Origin of the sequence: Winogradskyella sp. SYSU M77433 (assembly GCF_029911945.1) — a bacterium.
GTDB lineage: Bacteria > Bacteroidota > Bacteroidia > Flavobacteriales > Flavobacteriaceae > Winogradskyella.
On the sequence record NZ_JARYTG010000005.1, the window covers coordinates 83,812 to 105,535 of the forward strand.

The following is a 21,724-nucleotide window of genomic DNA, read 5'->3' on the forward strand; positions in this document are numbered from 1 at the left end:
AAAAAATGAAAAATTCAGCATCAAACTATTTTAACCTTTTAAAATAAAACATTTGAAATCTTTAAATATATACATTGTAGAAGATGAGCCAATAATAGTTTCTACTATAGAGGTGGCTTTAAGAAAACAAGGCTTCTATGCTGTTGGTGATGCAGAAGACTATCATACAGCACTTAGAGATATAGAATTATTAAAACCCGATCTAACACTTATTGATATTCAAATAACTGGCGAAAAAGATGGTGTAGATTTGGCTAAAGCTTTAGATCAAAAGAAAATACCCTATCTATTTCTATCCTCGCAAACTGATCCAAGTACTATAGAACTTGTAAAACAAACAAACCCTCTTGGCTATATTGTAAAGCCTTTTACGGAAACAGGGTTACGCACCAATATTGAACTTGCCTGGCATAATTATAATCAATCGCAACAGCATTTCATAACGATAAGACACGAAGGAAGATTTCATCGTATAAATGAAGAAACCATAAAGTACTTAAAAGCTTATGACAACTATTGCTATATAGTAACTAATACAGAAACTTTTCTTGTACCTCACACTTTAAAACATATTTCCGAAGAACTAAAAGGTGATTTCTTTCTAAAATCACACCGTTCTTATGTGGTTAATTTGAAACATATACATAGTGTAGACAAGAATTCTCTCTTTCTAGATAACGATTCCATCCCTTTAAGTGCGTCTCAAAAAAGCCTAGTTACCGAAAGGTTGAAAAGCATATAATTTGGTTGTATTGTTTTCACTAAAAAAAATAAGGTTTTCACTAAAATCAATACGTTAGATTGCCTCTAGCAAACTAATTTCACATAGCTATTAATCAGTTATAATGTCTTAAAATAACTTCTCTACTGCAATTTATTTTGCATGTTATTTCTCAGACAACAGACTCAAAAACATAAGGCTATGAAGACAAAATTATTATTCTTTGCTTTAACCCTATTTTATTCTATTTCACTTTTTTCACAAGTCGGAGTTGGCAATACCAATCCGCAGGCTAGTTTAGACATTTCAGCAAGCAGTACTACAACTCCTGCAAACAATGATGGTATTTTAATTCCTCGCATGAGCAATTTTCCAGCTTCACCTGCAGCAGCACAAGATGGTATGTTAATCTTTTACACAGGAAGCGGAGCTTCTGGTAAAGGCTTTTATTATTGGAATAGCACCACTTCTACTTGGGTATTTCTTGCTTCAGGAGCAAAAAACACTTTAGATGAAGCCTATGACGAAGGTGGTGCTGGCAATGGAAGGGTTATAAATACCACTGATGGTGCAGTAGAACTAAGAAGTGGAAATGATTTTTTATATATAGATGGCACTTCAAACACAACTGATAATAAAGTAGGTATTGAAGCAACATATGAAGCAACTGGTGCTGCAATTCTAACAGGAATAAACCAAACTTTTGATTCATCATCTAACACATCACCAGGTAGAACAACTGGTATAATTCAGTATTTCACAAACCTTCAAAGAGCTACATCAGGATTATCTAATAGTTTCTCAAACTATTCCTTACCAAGTGGCCAAAATATTTATGGTGTACAAAACTATTTTAATTCGGGCTCATTTCCTTTTGCCTACGGATTTTTAAATACACTTGCACCAGCATGGACTATAAATGGTAATTTTGTTGGATACAGAAATAGTATTGAATCCGGAGGTACTGGATACAGAACAGGATTTGAAGCCTATATGGGTGGTACAGGTACAGGCACTAAAAAAGGTTTAGACGTCAATATAATTACAACTGCAGGTGGTACTCATTATGGTGTTTATTCAAGTGTTCTTAAAACAGGCAGTTATTCTGGTTACTTTTTAGGTGATGTATATATAGGAACAACGGGAAGCAATGGCTATAATTTACCTTCTACCGATGGCACCACTAATTATGTTATGGCTACAGATGGTTCTGGTCAGGTAAATTTTGTTGATCCGTCATCGTTATTATCAATTAGCCATAATACTTTAGACCAAGCTTATGATGAAGGAGGTGCTGGTAATGGAAGAACTATCACTGCAGACAATGGAGCTGTAAGTATAAATGGTGAAGATGGTTTTGTGGTCTCGGGATCTTTTGGTAACGGAAACACAATAGACTCAGAAGTTACTGGTGCTGGTACACGTATGTTTTTTAATCCTAACCAAGCAGCCTTTAGAGCTGGAACTGTGTCGGGAGGGCAATGGGAAAGCACAAGTGTCGGTGATTATAGTACTGCTTTTGGTTATGACACAACGGCTGAAGGGGACTATAGCATGGCATTTGGCGATAATACTGCCGCAGGTGCATCACACAGTACTGCTTTTGGCTATTCTACAATTGCTGAAGGTGACTATAGCCTTGCCTTTGGAGAAACCACACATGCAGAAGGTGATCACAGTATTGCTTTTGGATCTAATACACACGCAGAAGGTAGTCTTAGCAGTGCTTTTGGTGCTCTTACATATGCATATGGCACATACAGTATTGCCTCTGGAAACCAATCTCAGGCAATAGGTGATTATAGTCTTACAGTTGGTCAACTGGCTATCGCAGCTGGTGCTTACAGTGCCGCTTTTGGTGCTAACTCAACTGCTGGCGGAGAATACAGTTTTGTGTTTGGTAATAATTCGAGTTCTCATGCTGACGCTGATTATAGTCTAGTCTTTGGTAATAGTTCATATGCTCAAGGTTATGCCAGTTTTGCTTTTGGTGAATCTGCTAATGCTTATGCAAATTTTAGTACAGCATTTGGAACAAATACTATTGCTAATAATGATTACAGTATTGCTATGGGTAGAAACACTTATGCTGCTGGAGTTAATAGTACGGCCTTAGGACATTCTACAATTGCTACTTCTGCTTATGAAACTGTAATCGGCCAGTATAATAATTCGTTGGTTTCTGGGAACATTACTACATGGCAAAGTGCAGACCCACTTTTTGTAATTGGTAACGGAACCAGTAGTAGTGCTGAAAGTAATGCATTAACTATTTACAAAAATGGCTTAATGAACATTAATGATGCCTACGATATGCCACTAACAGACGGTACAGCCAACCAAGTCATGGCAACTAATGGTTTGGGGCAAGTGAGTTTTGTTGACGGTGATTCGCATTTCTGGTCTCTTTCTGGTAACTCTGGTACAAATCCATCAACTAATTTTATTGGCACAACCGATAACCAAGAGCTTAGCTTTAGAGTTAATAATAATGAACACATGCGTCTAACTACTAAAGGACAATTAGAAATGATTAATGGCAGTAATTCTCTATTTATTGGAGAACAGGCTGGTGAAAATGATGACCTTGGAGACAATAGAAATACATTTATTGGTTACCAAAATGGGTTTTCTTCTGTAGGTAGCCAATATAATACGAGTATAGGATATCAAGCTATGTACAATAGCAATAATGCAACTTGTAATATGGCAGTTGGTAACCGAGCATTATATTTTAATACTAGTGGAAATTATAATACAAGTATCGGTTTTAGAACATTATATAATAATACTATAGGATCACATAATATAGGTTTAGGTGTTAACGCATTATATAATTCCCAAGAAAACAACAATAATATAGCAATTGGTTCCTATTCTCTCACCGATGCTAATAATGGTAATGATAATATTGCTATCGGATTTAGAGCAGGTGACTCAGATACTACATCCTCTCAGAATGTATATATAGGTACGGAATCTGGTGGAGGAGATGGTACAGCTGAAAGCAAATCTGGCAACGTTTTTATTGGTTATAATTCTGGATATAATGCAACAGGTGATAATAAATTATACATTGAAAACTCAAGCTCCAACGCACCATTAATCTACGGTGAATTTGATAACAATATTCTAAGAGCCAACGGAGAATTACAAGTGAATAATCCATCAGATAGTGGTTATGCTTTTCCTACTGCAGATGGTACTATTGGACAATTAATGGTAACCGATGGTTCTGGAGGTTTAACTTGGTCTGATGCCGCAGAAAGTAGTACCGCTAGTAATGGACTAACTGAAGTAGGTAACGATATAAGATGGGGAGGGGCACTTACCCAAGACACCAATATAACTTACGGTAATTTTGACACTCGCTTTAATCTAAATGGAAATGGAGACTTTATTATTCAAGATGCTGGAACAGGTAAATTTTCTGTACTTGATAATGGTGACACTGTTTTAGGTGGAGACCTATATTGGAGAGATGAAGATACAGGCGGTACAATCCTAGCCCAAATGCTAGATGATGGGGATGACGCCAGATTTATTCTTAGAGAAAACGGTAATATCTCAGTAGATTTAGATATGAATACTCAATTTGTATTTAATGAACAAGGTTTAGATAGAGATTTTAGGATTGAATCTTCTGGCAGAGCTAATATGTTTAGAATAGATGCAGGAGAGAATAATGTAGGTATTGGTGGTTTACCAGATATTGATCTTCATCTGTATCATGGTAATAATGGTGATGCCGACGGTATGAAATTAGAAAACATAAATAATAATAGTTGGTTCCGCATGTACGTTTCTTCTGGAACTGATGATTTAAGGTTTTTTTCTAGCAATCAAGGAACTACGATAATATCTAATATTAATGATATATCTGGTGCATATACAGCAACATCCGACAGAAGACTCAAAAAGGACTTCAAAAACCTCTATTTTTCATGGGATGACTTTATGAACTTACAACCATTAACTTATAAATATAAAGCAGATGATGAAGGTAAAAACTACATTGGAATGGTTGCCCAAGATGTGGAAAAAATCTACCCTGAGTTAATTACGTATCATGAAGATGAGGATATCTACCATATGGATTATAGTGCCACAGGTGTTATAGCTATAAAAGCCGTACAAGAACTTAAAGAAGAGGTTGAAACTCTTAAACAAGAAAACACAATCTTAAAAGAAAAACTAAAAAAACTTGAAACCCTAGAAGCAAGAATATTAGCACTAGAAAATAAATAGACCGTTTTCAAAAGATTAAACTGATAATTGAGAATTAGTAGCAAATTTCAATTATGTTTTTGAGACCCAAGTCCTAAAGGGCTAGGTCAAATTAGAAAAAAGCCGCAGTAGGGAGCGGCTTTTTTTATTTTAAAAAATCACCCAAAAGGGTGAGGTTACAAATATCTGTTTTACAGAAATTTACCACTTGCTATTAATCTCATGTCATTATGAAAACTATTTTTATCTCATTTGTCATATTTCTTACTACGCTAAGTAGTTATTCACAAACATGTATAACTAATATAACTCTAAACTCTCAAGCTGCTGTTGATAATTTTGTAGCAACATATAGTGGTACTTGTGATACTATTGACGGCTATTTACGTATCTATAACGGAGCCGACATTACAGATTTATCAGGATTATCATTTATAACACAGGTTAATGGTTATCTACAAGTATATAACTGTAATAATTTATCAAATTTAACAGGTTTGCAGAACATTACTAATGTTGGTAGTTATGTTAATATATCAAATAATGCTGTTATTAACACTATTAATTTACCCAATCTTAATACTGTTAATGGCGATGTATATATAAGAGACAACACTAATATTAACACTATAGACTTAAGCAGTTTGTCTTCTGGAGTAGATGATTTTTATGTAGAAGATAGTGACGTTGTCTCAACCTTATCTATTCCTAATCTTAATTCAACACTAGGAAATTTCGTTATTGGAGGCACCAATTTAACCAATTTAAATTTTACCAATTTAACAACTATTGGTGGGCAATTTTTCTTTTATAATAACAATTCAGTAACTTCTATAAACTTACCCAACCTTACCAGTGTAGGGACTATGTTTTATGTAAGATTTGCAGCCGCTTTACAATCTGTATCTCTAAACACGCTAGCATCTGCGCCAAACGGCATTTATATATCTAATGCATATGTTTCTGGTAGTACTGCAAACCCTACTTATTTGGTGCTAACTGGAGATACCGTTTCCTCATTAGAACTTCCAAGTATGGGTGCTCTTGAATCAATAAATATATACAGCGCTACAGCACTAAACACTTTAGACCTAAGCTCACTAACAACAGTTAATAGTTTTGTTAGAATTGATTCAGAGATGGCCTCTGTTAGTATACCAACACTTACTTCAATCGGTTCTTATATGAATATTACCAGTCCGAATCTTACGAATGTTAATTTTTCTGGTTTAAATAGTATTGTTGGTTCTATTGGAATTTCAGACATTAATATCACTACCAGTGCTACCCAAAATAATATAACAATTGCCAACATTAGCAATCCTCTTACTCTAGATTTGGGCAGCATAAATTCAGCTAATAATTTAAGTATATACAACACCAGTCTCACTGATCTTTCTGCTGTTTCGGCAGTAACTAATATTGCTAATGACTTACTGATTTATGACAATACGAATCTATCAGATGTTAGTGGATTAGCTTCAATATCTAACGTTACTGGAGATTTTCAATTAACCAATAATGCCATTTCCAACATAAGTGCTCTATCTGGTTTAACCTCGATAGGTGGAAATTGTGAAATTGGTGATACAGGATTAACCTCTATCAACTTACCAAATCTTACTACAGTTGGTGCTGGGTTATATTTACATGGGCCAAGCCTGATAAGTGCTTCACTTCCTTTATTAACGTCTACGGGTTCAAATGGATTGAAGATTCAAGATGCAAATTTTGGATATAGTTCAAGTGGCAACTTGATTATTTCAGATTTACCTAGTTTTAATAGTTTTGATGCTTCTAATATGTATTTTCATACCATAACCATTGATAACACTGGTCTAACAGATTTATCAGGCCTATCTTCCGTTACAGGTGGAATATCCACTGTAAACATCAGTGATAACGCTCAACTCGTTAGCTTAAATGGGTTAAACAACATCACAGGAATGGTATATGGATTTTCATTGACAAATAATAATTCGTTGAATGATTTATCTGCTCTATCTGGAATTCAATCTGGAAGTACAATGAGTGATATCTCAATTCAAAACAATGATGGTTTAACTAACTTAAATGGGTTACCGAATGTAACTTTAACTAACAATTCTGGATTTGTTTTAGACAACAATAATGCCTTAACTGATATTTCGGGCATGGCAGGTATTTCAGCAACACGAATATTAATTTCCGGCAATGACGCTTTAAACGACCTGACAGGTGTAGATTTTCAAAATTTAACAAGTGGCAGTTCAGCATCTTTAGAAATAGATGACAACGACGCATTAACGTCATTATCTGGTATTGCTAATACATCAAGTTTAGACGTTGGTCTAAATATTGAAGAAAATAATAGTTTAACGGACATTAGCCTTTTAGAAGAATTAATTTACTTAGGTGGTAGCTTAACAATAACCAATAACACTTCTCTAAACGAATGTTGTATTGTAAGAAACTTTATTGATGGAACATCTTACCTTGATGGTAACTTAGTCATATCAGGAAATGATACCGATTGTTCAGGAATACCTGCAATACTTGTTGGATGTGCTGTTTCACAAGCTGATGATGATGAAGACAACATAATTAACACCGAAGATAATTGTACTGATGTAAATAATCCTAACCAGATAGATACAGATGGTGATGGTATAGGCGATGCTTGCGATAATTGCCCAGACACCGCAAATTCAGATCAGGCAGACACAAATAACAATGGCATTGGTGATGTGTGCGAAAGTAGTGGCACAATAGATACAGGCTCTAGTGATGGTGGAGTTGGTATTGGTACTACAACACCTCATAGCCAATTAGAAATTGCTACAGGAGACGTCTTTATCAATAATAAATATAGAGGTATTATTATGAAAGCTCAGGATGGAAAATGCTACCGCTATCAACCAGGTGAAAATGGTATACTGAAGGGTAAAGAAATTACATGTCCAGATAATTAATATTACTAAGTTTAATTATTATCGTTTAGAGCAGTCATATTTTTCTATCAAAATCACCCAAAAGGGTGATACCATAATTAGTTTTTTAATAGACATTTGTATCACTATTAACGTAGTATAGAAAAAATCATTAAAAGGGAATTTGCAGTAGGGAGCAATTCCCTTTTTTGTTAAAACCATTTTATAGTCAGTTTGGCCAATTTTTCTTTAAGATTGGAATAAGGCGGAAATAACAATTCCGTAATACCAAAGGTATGTTGTTTAACAATTGCTCTTCTGTTACTAAAAGCCTCAAAACCATAAACACCATGACTTTTACCAATACCACTATTGTTTATTCCACCAAAAGGTAAATTATGATTGGCATAATGAATAACGTTGTTATTTATACAAGTACCACCAGCTCTGGTATTTTTAATAATCTGCTTTGTCTTTACTTGGTTATTACTATAAATATATAATGCTAATGGTCTTTCTTTAGAATTTATATATTTTATAGCGTCTTCTAAAGTCTTATAAGTAACTATTGGTAAAATAGGCCCAAATATTTCTTCATGGAGCAAAGAAGATGCTTGGTTTAGATTAGATACTATAGTAGGTGATACATATTTAGTTTCGGCTTCTAGCGCTCCTCCTACTTCAATTTTAGCATCTAATTTTTCAGCATTTTCTAAATGGTCTTTCAAACGCTCAAAATGTTTAGTGGAAACGATTCTGGCAAAAGAATCTGAATTTTCAGGATTTTCTCCATAATAATGATTTAGCCATTTTTTACAAGATTCTATGAAGTTAGCCTTTAAACTTTCTTCTATAAGTACATAATCTGGTGAAACACATACCTGACCTGCATTAATAAATTTTCCCCATATAATTTTTTTAGCCGCTTTGTCAATATTTGCAGAACTATCAATTAATGTAGGTGATTTCCCTCCCAACTCAAGCGTTACAGAAGCTAAATGTTTTGCTGCTGCAGACATCACTATTTTTCCAACATTTGGAGACCCTGTGAAAAAGATATGATTGAATGGCAATTGTAATAATTGTGTTGAAGTCTCAACTTCTCCTTCTACCAAAGCTACCTCATCTTCCGAAAAAATATTGGCAACAATTTCAGACATAAGTTTAGAAGAATTCTTAGTCATCTCTGATGGTTTTATAATAACCGAATTACCAGCTGCTATTGCAGAAACTAAAGGACCAAAAGTTAAGTTGAAAGGAAAGTTCCATGGTGAAATAATTAAACAAACGCCTTTGGGCTCATATATATAATAAGAACTAGAACCTAACATTGATAAAGGTGTTGTAACACTCTGCTTGCGCATCCAATTACGCAAATTAGATTTTGCATGCTTTATTTCTCCTATAATTTGATAGATTTCTGTTAGTTCAGACTCTACTTTTGGTTTATGTAAATCCTTTTGTAACGCTTCTATTATTCTTTCTCGGTAAGTAACCTCTATAGCTGTTTTGAGTCTATTCAACTGCTTTAGTCTCTCTTTATAAGGTATAATGCCGACTTCAAGCTGTTTCGACTGCTGTTTTAAAAACAAATTATAGTATGGATTATCACGTAAATCGAAGTTATTATTGCTCATACCTATCTATTATTCAACACATTGCATTTCATCGATGATATCTGTAAAGCATCTCTTTTAGCCTGAAAACCAACGTTTTTACCTCATAAAAACAACGCTTTTAAAGGGCTGAGAGCTCATTTTGTGTATTTCATCGATGTTTTATACTTTCAGTTACCACTTATCTACACATCTCGGTCATTCGTCCAAAAGTTAGACCCTAATATTACAAACCGATGTTTCTTTGTTGTGAAGTTAAAACAAAATAGCTTCTTAAAGTCATGAAAAAAGTTTTATTCATCTTATTATTCTTAACAACATCTGCAGCAAGTTTCGCACAACAAGATACTGTTTCTAATAACGAAACTGAACTTGTTTCTACTACAGTAGAAAAAGTAGAAGCTAAAAAAGTTTCAATTTCTGCAGAAGTTAAAGCAACTGTAATAAAACTAAATCATAAGAAAAGTAACGAGATCATAAGTATTAAAGCTTACAGAAAAAGTCTTCAACTAAAAATGAAAACTATTAAGCTTTGTTAATCCAATCATAATAAAGAATAAAAAAGCCGAAACGTTTGTTTCGGCTTTTTTGTTATGGTAAAGTTTCTTTCCTTTAGCCATAAGCATTTTCTTATAAAATAAAGATTTACTATTTTGTACTTACCTTTTAACCCTCTATGACCAATCCTGTTACTGTTTTTCGTAGTAATTCTTTCAGAACTAAACTTATTTTGATTCTATGTTTAGTTAGCTTCTTTTGTGGTGCGCAAAACCTTACATTTTATCATTACGGCACAAAAGACGGATTGTCTCAAGAAACAATAAGAACTATTCTAAAAGATTCTAACGGATTTTTATGGTTAGGCACGCAAGAAGGATTAAACAGGTTTGATGGTACATCTTTCACTGTTTACAAAAACAAGAAAAAAGACAGTCTAAGCATTTCTGGGAATTTTATTAATACACTTTTAGAAGATAAAGAGGGTAATATTTGGATAGGCACAAACGACAATGGTATTTCTATATACGATTCTAAAATCAATAGTTTTAGAAGTACCAAAGTTAAGACTGGAAATTGTAGTAGTTTATCCAAAACTTCAGATGGTACAATAATCGCAACGGTATTAAATGAAGGTATTTTTATTTTCAATAAAGGAGGGGATAATTACCGGAAAATCTCAAAATTTGATGGAGAAACTCAGCAATTCAATTCAACATTTGTTGATAGCGACATAGTGTATGTAAGCACACAAGATGGAAAGCTTTTTGTATGTGAGAATATTAAGACTAAAGATGCAAAGTTTTTCGAGATTAAACTCAACCAAACAATCGCAAATATTAATACCATTTTTGCTACTAATAAAAAAATCTGGCTTGGTACTACTAATGGCCTTTTTATATACAACAAATCCAAAAAACAACTTTCTAAAATACCCTTAAACAGTAATAATAATAATAATAATAATAAGCTACATATTTCATCTATTGATATAAATAATGATACTTTTTATATAGGCACTTTTGACGGTCTTTATATTGCAAAAGATTTTAATGAACAAAACCTACGCTTTGAGCACATAACCACATATTATGGTGAACAGAATCATAGCAATTCTATCACTTCGAATCGTGTTTATGATACTTATACAGATGGTAATTTACTTTGGGTTGGCACCAACAATCTAGACGTGGTTATCCTAGGGGAACCTGTCTTTAAAAATGTAAATACCACTTCAGAAATCTCATTAAACAATGCCTTTATTTTATCATTCGCCAAAAACAAAGATTACTTTTTTGTTGGGACTCGAAAAGGAATTAACTGCATAGATTCAGAAGGCAATGTCACTTACATTACTAAAGAAAATACAGATGATGCCTTAGCTTTTAACGTGATTAGAAGTATGGCAATAGACCAAAACAATTACATGTGGATTGGTACAATTAAAGGAGCTTCTATTATTGATTTGAATGATTTCGATCCTGAATCTCCAAAAATTATTAGTTTTTACAATGACATCAACGATCCTAAATCTTTAAGTTCTGATGCTACTCGTGGTATTCATATTGATAACAATGGTACAGTGTGGATTATGACTTATGGTGGAGGAGTCAACCGATTTACAGGAGACTTAAAAAGTAACATCATAACCTTTGAGCATTATAAAACCAAAGAAAGCACAAACTCAATAAGTTCCAATTTCACTTACAATATGTCGCAAGACAAGAATTTGAATTATTGGATAACCTCTGAAGATGGCCTCAACAAACTTCATTTTGAAGATGAGAATTATCAAAATCCTAAATTCACTAATTATTTTAGTGAGGAAAACGATTCCACAAGCCTGAGTAGTAACACTACCTTACATACTTGGCACGATGCCGATGCAACCTTATGGGTTGCCACACAAGATGGCTTTAATAAGTTCAATTCAGAAAACAACACCTTTAAACGCTTTGGTAATGATGAAGGCTTAACCAATACGTTTGTTTATAGTATCACTGAAGACCAAGATAATAATTTATGGTTAACTACCAATGGTGGCATATTTCGCTTTAATAAAGCAACTGAAATTTTTACAAACTATACGGTAAATGATGGTTTGCAAAGTTCAGAGTTTAATCTTGGAGCGCATTATTACAATAAGGATACTAATGAAGTCTACGTCGGAGGTATTAATGGCGTTAACATTTTTAATCCCAGAAATGTTCATCAACTTGATGTACCTGGCGATTTAACCTTTACGTCCTTAAGGGTAAAAAACGAAGAAATTAATCCTGTAACTCATAACGACATCATTGATCGGAGTATTACAACCGTAGATAAAATCACACTTAACTACACAGATTTCCCTTGTTATATTTCATTCTCGGATTTAGATCTGCGTCCAACAAAAAATAATGAATTTGTATATGCTTTAGACAACAACGATTGGAATGAGTTATCTGGTTCAAGAGAAATTCCGTTGTTAGACCTTCCAAAAGGAAAACATACTTTAAAAATTCAAGGTAAATCCAGAAACAATCTTTGGCAAAAAGCACCCTTAGAACTACAGATTAAAGTTATACCTCCTTGGTACAAAAGCAACCTTGCCTATCTCTTTTATCTACTCATATTTTTAGGAATCGTATATGCGTTCTACAAAATAAGTTTACAACGCCAAATCGCAGGACAAGAGTCTAAACGTTTGCAAGAACTTGATGCGCTAAAATCGAGATTCATCACAAATATAACTCACGAATTTAGAACACCACTCACCATAATTCTTGGCTATTTAGGTAATGTAAAAGACAAAGTTAATGGTAAAAAAGAGCTTGAAACCTCTTTAGAAACTATAGAACAAAATAGCAATAACCTTTTGGATTTGGTAAACCAAATGCTGGACTTAGCAAAGCTTGAAAAAGGCCAACTAAAATTAAACCTTGTACAAAACGATATCGTAAAATTTACGTTAAACGTTATTGATAGCTTTCTCAGTATTGCGTCTGATAAAGTTATAACTCTCGATTTTGATACGACACCAAATGAAATCCTAATGGATTTTGATGCTGAAAAAATGCGTCAAATCTTAACGAATCTTATTTCAAACGCTATTAAGTTTTCACCTGAAAATTCCATAATAGCTGTAACCCTTAAAAAACAAAATAACAATCTGAACATTATAGTCTCAGACCAAGGTTATGGTATTCCCAAAGAAGAGCTTCCTAATATTTTTGATCGTTTTTATCAAGTTGAAGACAAAGCTCATAAAATTTCTCAAGGTACAGGTATTGGCTTAGCGCTAACCAAAGAGCTTGTAGAATTATTAGATGGAACTATTAAAGTTTCTTCTGAAGTTGGTGAAGGCACTACCTTTAAAATTGCATTACCAATTACAAATACTGCCGAAATCACAACTATTACTACCAATAACCGTGAAATGTCAGTTGGTACAGTAGTACCAAAAACAGCTGATATTATTTCGGATGAAGATTCTAACAGTGTGCTAATTGTTGAGGATAATCATGATATGGCAAGATATGTAGCATCGTGCTTACAACCGCAATACAAGGTCACTTTTGCTAACGATGGTAAGGAAGGATTGGAACTAGCATCAAAGCAAATTCCGGACATTATTATTACAGATGTGATGATGCCAAAAATGGATGGTTACGAACTTACCCAACATTTACAGCAAAACACCAACACCAATCATATTCCTATAATTATGCTTACTTCTAAAGCGATGCAAGAGGATAAGATTGATGGAATTTCGAGTGGTGCAGATACCTATTTGACCAAACCTTTTCATAAAGAAGAATTATTACTCCGCATGAAAATGTTGATTGCCAAACGCAAACAGTTACAAGAAAAATATGCTGTAAATACTATTGTTACAACCACTAAAAAAGAATCTCAACCTACAGATAAAAACCTCGTTTTTCTAAAGTCGGTAGTAGATGTTATTCATAACCACATCGAAGATTCTAATTTTGGACCAACCGAACTCGCAAAATCCATGGCGATGAGCGACTCACAACTCTACCGAAAATTAAAAGCCATTTCCAATTCTAGTACGGCCATTTTCATAAGAAAAGTACGTCTCGAAAAAGCAAAAGAATTACTAAAAACTACAGATTTATCCATTTCAGAAATTGCCTATGCGATAGGTTTTAACGACCCAAATTGGTTTAGTAAGACTTTTAAAGAGGAATTTGAACAAAGCCCTTCTGAATTTCGCAATTAACTGATTTTCATATTTTTATTTGTTTTTTGAATAAATACTACTAGTCGTTTTTCTTCATTTTGACAAAATACTCCTTGTGTTTGACAAAATAATCAAGAGCATTTTTACACATCGAAACTAGTTTTGGAGAGCTATTAATCATTAATTCATTGCAAGATGAAGACCTCTACATTTCTTGTGTCTCTTTTAGTTATCAATTCGAGCTTTTTGGCAGGTCATGTTTCCATTCAATTATTTGGAAACGTAAATCCACTTATTCTTGGAGGAAGTGAAATTTTTCTTGGACTACTTTACTATGTCAACAGAGTTCTAAAAGATGTAAAAAATACTTTTAATGTAGAAGTTAAACTCTAAGACAAAGAATTATTAATACCCTACAAAATGAAGACAATTACAATTACCCTATTCCTATTCTTTTCATGTTTTGCCTTTTCTCAAGTTGGAGTTGGCAATACAGATCCAAAATCCACTTTAGATATTTCTGCTTCTAGTACTACTTCGCCAACAAACGAAGATGGTATCCTTATACCTAGAATAGATAATTTCCCAACTACTGATCCAACAGCAGACCAAGATGGTATGATGGTATTTTATACAGGTACATCATTATCTGGAAAAGGCTTTTATTATTGGGATAATGCAACAACATCTTGGGTCTCAGTAAAAGGATCTGATTCTGACTCAGACTTTTTTGAAATAGGAACTTCTAATCCACCAAATAGTATCACAGACGATATTTATACTTACGGTAAAATTAAAATTGGTCAAAACTCAGCTGCATCATCACCCTTATCCATATATGATTGGAATTCTAGTAATACCAGTTCATTAACAATATCAAGAAGTCTTAATGCCGCTTCTGGATCAGGAAGTTTCAATGGTGCATATATAACATTAAATGCGAACAGCTCAGATAATTATTTTGGAGTTAGCTCTTTTCTTTCTGGGACCATACAGGCAGAAAGTGCAAATTTTCTCGCACAAGCAACAGGAACTTTTAATGCATATACTAATTTATTTTCTGGCCGTTTTTATTCTACAAGTGGAAGTGGAAGATTATATGGAGCTAATATAAATTTCATATCAGGTATTACCAATACAGGAAATAAGTATGGATTTAATGTTAATATTCCTTCATCACTATTTGGCATACATTATGGATTATATTCAAATGTACAAAACACCTCAGGCTATGCAGCTTATCTATTAGGAAGAACCTCTTTAGGAGATACTACTGCTAATAGATATTTAATGCCTGCAGCAGACGGTACAGCTGGGCAAGTTATGACCACAGATGGCGCTGGTAATATTAGTTTTCAAGATTTACCAACTTATACTGATACCGACGAACAAGACCTTAGTAGTAATATCGTTACAGCTAATGAAGAAATTGAAATTACAATCACCAACGGAACCAGCACAACTATAAACATACAAGATGCTGATGCTGATAGTACCAATGAAACAATAACTGCAGCCATATTATCTGGTACAGATTTGGAAATTACCGAAGCAGGTAGCACCACAACAATTGATTTATCAACGCTACAGGATGGAAACACCCAAAACACCCTAGATCAAGCATATAATGAAGGAGGCTTAGGAGCAGGACGCACCATTTATGCAGATAATGGAAATGTAGAAATTTTAGGAGATTATGGTATTTACGTTGATACTAATGCTAGTATCCAATATGGATCCCAATTTATAAGTAATTCTTCTCAAACAGAATCTGCAATTTATGGAGAAGTTACATCTTCATATAATCTATTCGATAGATCAGTTATAAAGACTACAAATGCCTTAACATCTATGAATGTTGAAATTAATAAGCATAGTAACAATACTGGACAAGATAGTGGTGTATTAATTGATAACTCTGGACTTATTTCAGGAAGAGGAGTCTCATTTGAATTTTCAGACCCTACAACCCTTAATTATTTAACAACTTCCATAGGCTTTAATCACGATGTAAGCTATAACGGAGGTACTGCAGGTGATATTTATGGCTTTAAATCTCATATTGAAGGTTCTGGAGGCGCAAGAAAATTTGGTCTAGAAGTAACTATTCCTTCAACCTCATTAGGTGAACAATATGGAATATTTAGTGATGTTCAAAGTACCTTAGGCTACGCAGGCTATTTTATTGGTAGTATGTCCTTTGGAAATAATCCTTCTATTGGCAGATATTCAATGCCTCTTTCTGATGGCGCAGCTGGACAAGTAATGACCACAGATGGTGCTGGCAATGTGACCTTCCAAAACCCAACAACAAATACAGACGACCAACAAATTGATAACCTTGGCTTAGTTGGGACTGTATTAGGCATTTCTCTTGAAGACGATGGAGTTGCACCTGTGACTGTTGATTTAGCTTCTATAAACACAGACAATCAACAAATAGATAATTTCAGTTTTAACTCAACCACAAACATCTTAACCTTAGAAATTGAAGACGACGGCCAAGCTGCACAAACTGTGGATTTATCAAGCCTTAATCCAACTAAGTCAATAGCTAGAATGTATATGAGCCTTTCTCAGACAGAAACAGGTGGAGGTACAACAAAAGTAAATTTTGATACTGTTGATTTTGATACCAATAGCAACTTTAATACAACTACCGATGAATTTACTGTGCCTGCAGATGGGATTTATCGTGTAACCGTGCAAATCACTTTAGACACAAGCACAGCAACTGGCGTTTTTGGTGTCCGCATTCGTGTAGATGGTACACAAGAAAGACGTTCTGAATATAATCACCATGGTAATGGAGAACTTGTAAGACAAGTGACCTCAATCTTAAACTTAACAGCTGGTCAGACTATCGATGTCGCCTTTGTAAGACCAGCCGTGGGTGCAAGCATTAATCAGAACGCAAGAGCAACTTTTTTTGAAGTAGAACAATTATAAAAATATATAAAGCATAATTGGATTGTCTTCAATTATATTTTTTCCAAAGAAAGCCGAAGTAGGGATCGGCTTTCTTTTTTTAAAACATTACTAAATCTTAACATTATGAAAAGAGCAAATTTCTTGAAGTCCATAGGTGGATTAAGTATTTTAACTTTTTTACCTCAACCTAGCTATGCAAGCACAATGTCTTATCTTGATAAGCTAAAGTCTAAAATCATCAGAAAAGATGAAGGTGAAGTCTTAAATGTAATTGGAGATATACAAACGCATAAGTTAGTTGGTAGTGAAACCGACAATCAAATTGTAGAATGGGAGGATAATGTGGAACCTGGCACCGGAATTCCACCACATATTCATACTAAGGAAGATGAAATTTTTAGAGTTATAAAAGGACAGGTTGAAATAATGGTAGATGGCAAAACGTCTATTTTAAAAGCTGGTGATACTGCATTTGCTCCAAAAAATTTACCACATTCATGGAAAGTGGTAGGCACAGAAAAAGCCACCATGATTACTAGTGCTTTTCCTGCTGGGATTGAAATTATGTTTAGAAAATTAGCAGATTTACCTCCTGGACAACCAGATTTTGAAAAAGTAACTGAAATATGTGGTGAACACGGTATTACGTTCGTAAAATAAATCACTTATACTATTCTATAAAACCTAAAAGAAAGCCGATTTCCATTTCGGCTTTCTTTTTTATTTTTAGTTGGTCTTTACTTTATTTCAAAGTTTAAGTTTTGTAGTTTTATAGACTTCAAAATTCAAAACATGTCAGAACAAAAACGTCTCTTTTTAGTCGATGCTTACGCGCTTATTTTTCGTGGGTATTATGCTTTTATAAAAAACCCAAGAATTAATTCTAAAGGTGAAGATACCTCAGCCATTATGGGCTTTATGAACTCGCTTTTAGATGTCATCAAACGCGAAAGACCAGACCATTTAGCGGTATGTTTTGATAAAGGCGGAAGCGTAGACCGTGTAGAAATGTATGAAGACTACAAAGCCAACCGTGATGAGACACCAGAAGGCATTCGCACTGCTATTCCGCATATTTGTAACATTTTGGAAGCCATGCATATTCCAATTATGGTAAAGGAAGGTTTTGAGGCAGATGATGTTATTGGGACACTTTCCCGTCAAGCGGAAAAAGAAGGTTACAAAACCTATATGGTCACGCCAGATAAGGATTTTGCACAATTAGTTACCGAAAATATTTTTATGTATCGCCCAAAATCGTTTGGTGGCGGATATGAAACTTGGGGAATTCCAGAAGTTCAGAAAAAATTTGAAGTCGAAAGACCAGAACAAGTCATTGACTTTTTAGGAATGATGGGCGACTCTAGTGATAACATTCCTGGTTTACCTGGCGTTGGTGAAAAAACTGCTAAAAAATTCATCAAGCAATTTGGTAGCATGGAAGGCCTTTTAGCCAACACAGACCAGCTAAAAGGTAAGATGAAAGAAAAGGTTGAAGCTAATGCTGAATTAGGAAGGCTTTCAAAAGAATTAGCGCGAATTATGCTTGATGTTCCAGTAGAATTCAACGCGAAAGATTTCGAGTTAGATCATCCAGATATTGAAAAAGTAAAAGAAATTTTCCAAGAGTTAGAGTTTAGACGTCTTACAGACAATTTTATTAAAACGTTTACTTCAGAAAGCGATAATTCAACTACAACGACTAATCAAAATGTCACTTCGAGCGCAGTCGAGAAGTCTCAAACAACAAAAGAAAAAGCATCTGCTGGTGCAGGACAATTCTCTTTATTTGGTGGCGGCGATGATGATTCGCAAACAAAAGCAAACACAACTTTCACAAGAAATACCGCCGAAAACACAAGTCACTTTTACCAAAGTATTGCAAGCGGAATGGCAACTAAACTGTTTGTAAAAAACCTACTTAATCAAACTTCAGTGTGTTTTGATACCGAAACTACAGGCTTAAATCCGTTAACTGCAGAATTGGTTGGTATTGCGTTTTCTTGGGAAACTGGTAAAGGATTCTATTTACCTTTTCCTGAAAATAAAGATGAAGCACAAGAATTAATTGAAGAATTACGTCCATTTTTTGAAGCCGAAAACATTCAGAAAATTGGTCAGAATTTAAAATACGACATCAAGGTTTTAGCTAAATATAATATCGAAGTTAAAGGACCTTTATTCGATACCATGTTAGCGCACTATTTGATTAATCCAGACATGCGTCACAACATGGATGTACTATCAGAAACGTATTTAAACTACTCGCCTATTTCCATTGAAACATTGATTGGTAAAAAAGGTAAAAACCAATTATCAATGCGCGATGTGCCATTAGATAAACAAACCGAGTATGCTGTAGAAGATGCTGACATTACACTTCAACTTAAAGAACATTTTGAAAAAGAATTGGGAGAAGCTAACACTCAAAAATTGTTTGATGAGATAGAAATCCCGTTACTACGCGTGTTAGCTGCGATGGAATTAGAAGGTATTAACCTAGACAAAGACTTTTTAAACAGTTTATCAGAGCAATTAAATAGTGATATTGCCAACTTAGAAAAGAGCATTTACGAAGCTGCTGGCGAAGAATTCAACATTGCATCACCAAAGCAATTAGGTGTTATTTTATTTGAAAAAATGAAACTGGTAGACAAGCCAAAAAAGACCAAAACTGGTCAATATTCTACCGCAGAAGACGTGTTGAGTTACTTAGCAAAAGACCATGAAATTATCCAAAACATTCTTGATTTTAGAGGTTTATCAAAGCTAAAAAGCACCTATGTAGATGCCTTACCGCTTCAAGTTGAAGAAGCTACAGGTCGCGTACATACCGATTATATGCAAACCGTTGCTGCAACTGGTCGTTTAAGTAGTAATAATCCTAATTTACAGAACATTCCTATTCGTACTGAACGTGGAAGACAAGTACGAAAAGCATTTGTGCCTCGTAGCGAAGACTACACCTTATTAGCTGCCGATTATTCTCAAATTGAATTACGTATCATCGCAGCGTTAAGTGAAGAAGAAACGATGATTGAAGCCTTTAAACACGGTGAAGATATTCACGCCTCAACTGCTTCAAAAGTATTTAATGTTGCTATTGAAGACGTGACTAGAGAACAACGTAGCAATGCGAAAACGGTGAATTTCGGAATTATTTATGGTGTGTCGGCATTCGGTTTAAGTAACCAAACCGATTTATCACGTAGCGAAGCTAAAGAACTAATCGATACCTATTATGAAACCTATCCAAAACTGAAAAACTACATCAGTAAACAAGTCGATTTTGCACGAGATCACGGTTATGTACAAACGGTTTTAGGCAGACGCAGATATTTAAAAGATATCAATTCTAGAAACGCGGTTGTTCGTGGTGCAGCAGAACGAAATGCTGTTAATGCACCAATTCAAGGTAGTGCTGCAGACATCATCAAACTAGCAATGATTAACATTTATGAGAAATTAGAAACTGGTGATTACAAAACCAAAATGCTATTGCAAGTTCATGATGAATTGGTGTTTGATGTTTACAAACCTGAATTAGAAGAAATTTCGAAATTGATAAAAACCGAAATGGAAAATGCCTTTACATTATCGGTACCATTAGATGTTGAAATTGGTCTTGGTGATAACTGGTTAGAAGCGCATTAAATTTAAAATCTCTATCGAGTTTTGAAAATAGACAGATTTGTCATTGCTATTATAATTACCGTGATAGCGGCATACATTTATCCTGATTTGGGTAAAGGTGAAAGTGCTCAGGTTTTAAACACTTTGAGCAGTATTGGTATATCGCTTATTTTCTTTTTCTACGGACTAAAATTAAGTCCGCAACAAATAAAAATTGGCTTAAAAAACTGGAAACTACACGTCTTAATACAAGCGACAACGTTTATTGTTTTTCCTTTAATTGTATTGTCTGCATATCCTTTAATTACTGAAGATAACAAAGCACTTTGGCTGGCTTTTATGTTTTTAGCAGCGTTGCCTTCAACAGTATCTTCATCTGTAGTTATGGTATCTATTGCCAAAGGAAATATTCCTGCAGCTATTTTTAACGCGAGTATTTCGGGATTAATTGGCGTGATCCTTACACCATTATGGATTGGTCTTTTTATGACCTCTACCGGAACAGATTATAGCTTAATCGAAGTCTACCAAAAGTTATTGTTAGAAATTTTAGCACCAGTTATTTTAGGTTTATTGTTACGACGATTTTTAGGTGCTTTTGCCTTAAAACACAGTAAAAAAATTACGCTATTTGATAAAGGTGTCATTTTGTTGATTATCTACAAAAGCTTTTCTAAATCCTTTTTAGATCGCATTTTTGAAAATTTAAGTCCGTTAAAATTACTAGCCGTTTTAGCTGTTGCTATCTTAATCTTTTGGTTAGTATATTTCTTTATAGGTTTCATCGCAAAACGATTTCATTTTTCTATTGAAGACCGAATTACAGCACAGTTTTGCGGCACCAAAAAGTCATTAGTACACGGTACAGTATTTTCTAAAATACTATTTCAAAACGCTTCATTTTTAGGCATTATTTTATTGCCAATAATGATGTTTCACGCGTTTCAAATTGTAGCAATAAGTGTGATTGCTGCTAAGCATGGAAGAAGGGATTTATAAAAAG

The 21,724-nt window shown here is 34.2% G+C and carries 11 protein-coding genes; 10 read left to right on the forward strand and 1 reads right to left on the reverse strand.

Going from position 1 to position 21,724, the window contains the following annotated elements; all coding sequences use genetic code 11:
• The first annotated feature begins 52 nt into the window (after positions 1 to 52).
• The 3 genes from QGM60_RS11260 to QGM60_RS11270 all read left to right on the forward strand — a co-directional run bounded on the left by QGM60_RS11260 (position 53) and on the right by QGM60_RS11270 (position 7,899).
• Complete coding sequence (locus QGM60_RS11260) at positions 53 to 742, forward strand: response regulator transcription factor (protein WP_281140344.1); 690 nt, start codon at positions 53 to 55, stop codon at positions 740 to 742.
• A gap of 180 nt (positions 743 to 922) precedes the next feature.
• On the forward strand, positions 923 to 4,969 hold the full coding sequence (locus QGM60_RS11265; protein WP_281140345.1) for a tail fiber domain-containing protein: 4,047 nt from the start codon (positions 923 to 925) through the stop codon (positions 4,967 to 4,969).
• 209 nt (positions 4,970 to 5,178) lie between these two features.
• Complete coding sequence (locus QGM60_RS11270) at positions 5,179 to 7,899, forward strand: leucine-rich repeat protein (RefSeq protein ID WP_281140346.1); 2,721 nt, start codon at positions 5,179 to 5,181, stop codon at positions 7,897 to 7,899.
• 170 nt (positions 7,900 to 8,069) lie between these two features.
• On the opposite strand, the gene QGM60_RS11275 is transcribed toward QGM60_RS11270, so the two are convergent.
• A complete protein-coding gene (locus QGM60_RS11275) occupies positions 8,070 to 9,494 on the reverse strand; it encodes an aldehyde dehydrogenase family protein (protein ID WP_281140347.1) in 1,425 nt (474 codons plus the stop codon).
• A gap of 260 nt (positions 9,495 to 9,754) precedes the next feature.
• Here QGM60_RS11275 and QGM60_RS11280 point away from each other — a divergent pair, with 260 nt between their 5' ends.
• The 7 genes from QGM60_RS11280 (at position 9,755) to QGM60_RS11310 (ending at position 21,720) form a co-directional block, all read left to right on the forward strand.
• The gene (locus QGM60_RS11280) at positions 9,755 to 10,012 is read left to right on the forward strand and encodes a hypothetical protein (protein ID WP_281140348.1); all 258 of its coding nucleotides are present in this window, start codon (positions 9,755 to 9,757) and stop codon (positions 10,010 to 10,012) included.
• A gap of 137 nt (positions 10,013 to 10,149) precedes the next feature.
• Positions 10,150 to 14,196 carry an ATP-binding protein gene (locus tag QGM60_RS11285; RefSeq protein WP_281140349.1) on the forward strand — a complete coding sequence of 1,349 codons (4,047 nt, stop codon included), beginning with the start codon at positions 10,150 to 10,152 and terminating at the stop codon, positions 14,194 to 14,196.
• Between the two features lie 156 nt (positions 14,197 to 14,352).
• Positions 14,353 to 14,550: a hypothetical protein gene (locus tag QGM60_RS11290; protein ID WP_281140350.1), complete on the forward strand. Its 198-nt coding sequence runs from the start codon at positions 14,353 to 14,355 to the stop codon at positions 14,548 to 14,550.
• Between the two features lie 27 nt (positions 14,551 to 14,577).
• Positions 14,578 to 17,106: a hypothetical protein gene (locus tag QGM60_RS11295; RefSeq protein WP_281140351.1), complete on the forward strand. Its 2,529-nt coding sequence runs from the start codon at positions 14,578 to 14,580 to the stop codon at positions 17,104 to 17,106.
• 105 nt (positions 17,107 to 17,211) lie between these two features.
• Positions 17,212 to 17,748, forward strand: coding sequence for a cupin domain-containing protein (locus QGM60_RS11300; protein WP_281140352.1), 537 nt, complete (start codon positions 17,212 to 17,214; stop codon positions 17,746 to 17,748).
• A gap of 132 nt (positions 17,749 to 17,880) precedes the next feature.
• Positions 17,881 to 20,742 (forward strand): DNA polymerase I, encoded by a 2,862-nt coding sequence (polA, locus tag QGM60_RS11305; protein ID WP_281140353.1) that lies wholly within the window; start codon positions 17,881 to 17,883, stop codon positions 20,740 to 20,742.
• Between the two features lie 21 nt (positions 20,743 to 20,763).
• The gene (locus tag QGM60_RS11310; RefSeq protein WP_281140354.1) at positions 20,764 to 21,720 is read left to right on the forward strand and encodes a bile acid:sodium symporter family protein; all 957 of its coding nucleotides are present in this window, start codon (positions 20,764 to 20,766) and stop codon (positions 21,718 to 21,720) included.
• Positions 21,721 to 21,724: the final 4 nt, after the last annotated feature.

What these genes read in the sequence shown, in the direction of transcription:
- QGM60_RS11265 (WP_281140345.1), top strand. Translation starts at nt 923, where the DNA reads ATGAAGACAAAATTATTATTCTTTGCTTTAACCCTATTTTATTCTATT.
- QGM60_RS11270 (WP_281140346.1), top strand. Translation starts at nt 5,179, where the DNA reads ATGAAAACTATTTTTATCTCATTTGTCATATTTCTTACTACGCTAAGT.
- QGM60_RS11275 (WP_281140347.1), bottom strand. Translation starts at nt 9,494, where the DNA reads ATGAGCAATAATAACTTCGATTTACGTGATAATCCATACTATAATTTG.
- QGM60_RS11280 (WP_281140348.1), top strand. Translation starts at nt 9,755, where the DNA reads ATGAAAAAAGTTTTATTCATCTTATTATTCTTAACAACATCTGCAGCA.
- QGM60_RS11285 (WP_281140349.1), top strand. Translation starts at nt 10,150, where the DNA reads ATGACCAATCCTGTTACTGTTTTTCGTAGTAATTCTTTCAGAACTAAA.
- QGM60_RS11290 (WP_281140350.1), top strand. Translation starts at nt 14,353, where the DNA reads ATGAAGACCTCTACATTTCTTGTGTCTCTTTTAGTTATCAATTCGAGC.
- QGM60_RS11295 (WP_281140351.1), top strand. Translation starts at nt 14,578, where the DNA reads ATGAAGACAATTACAATTACCCTATTCCTATTCTTTTCATGTTTTGCC.
- QGM60_RS11300 (WP_281140352.1), top strand. Translation starts at nt 17,212, where the DNA reads ATGAAAAGAGCAAATTTCTTGAAGTCCATAGGTGGATTAAGTATTTTA.
- polA (WP_281140353.1), top strand. Translation starts at nt 17,881, where the DNA reads ATGTCAGAACAAAAACGTCTCTTTTTAGTCGATGCTTACGCGCTTATT.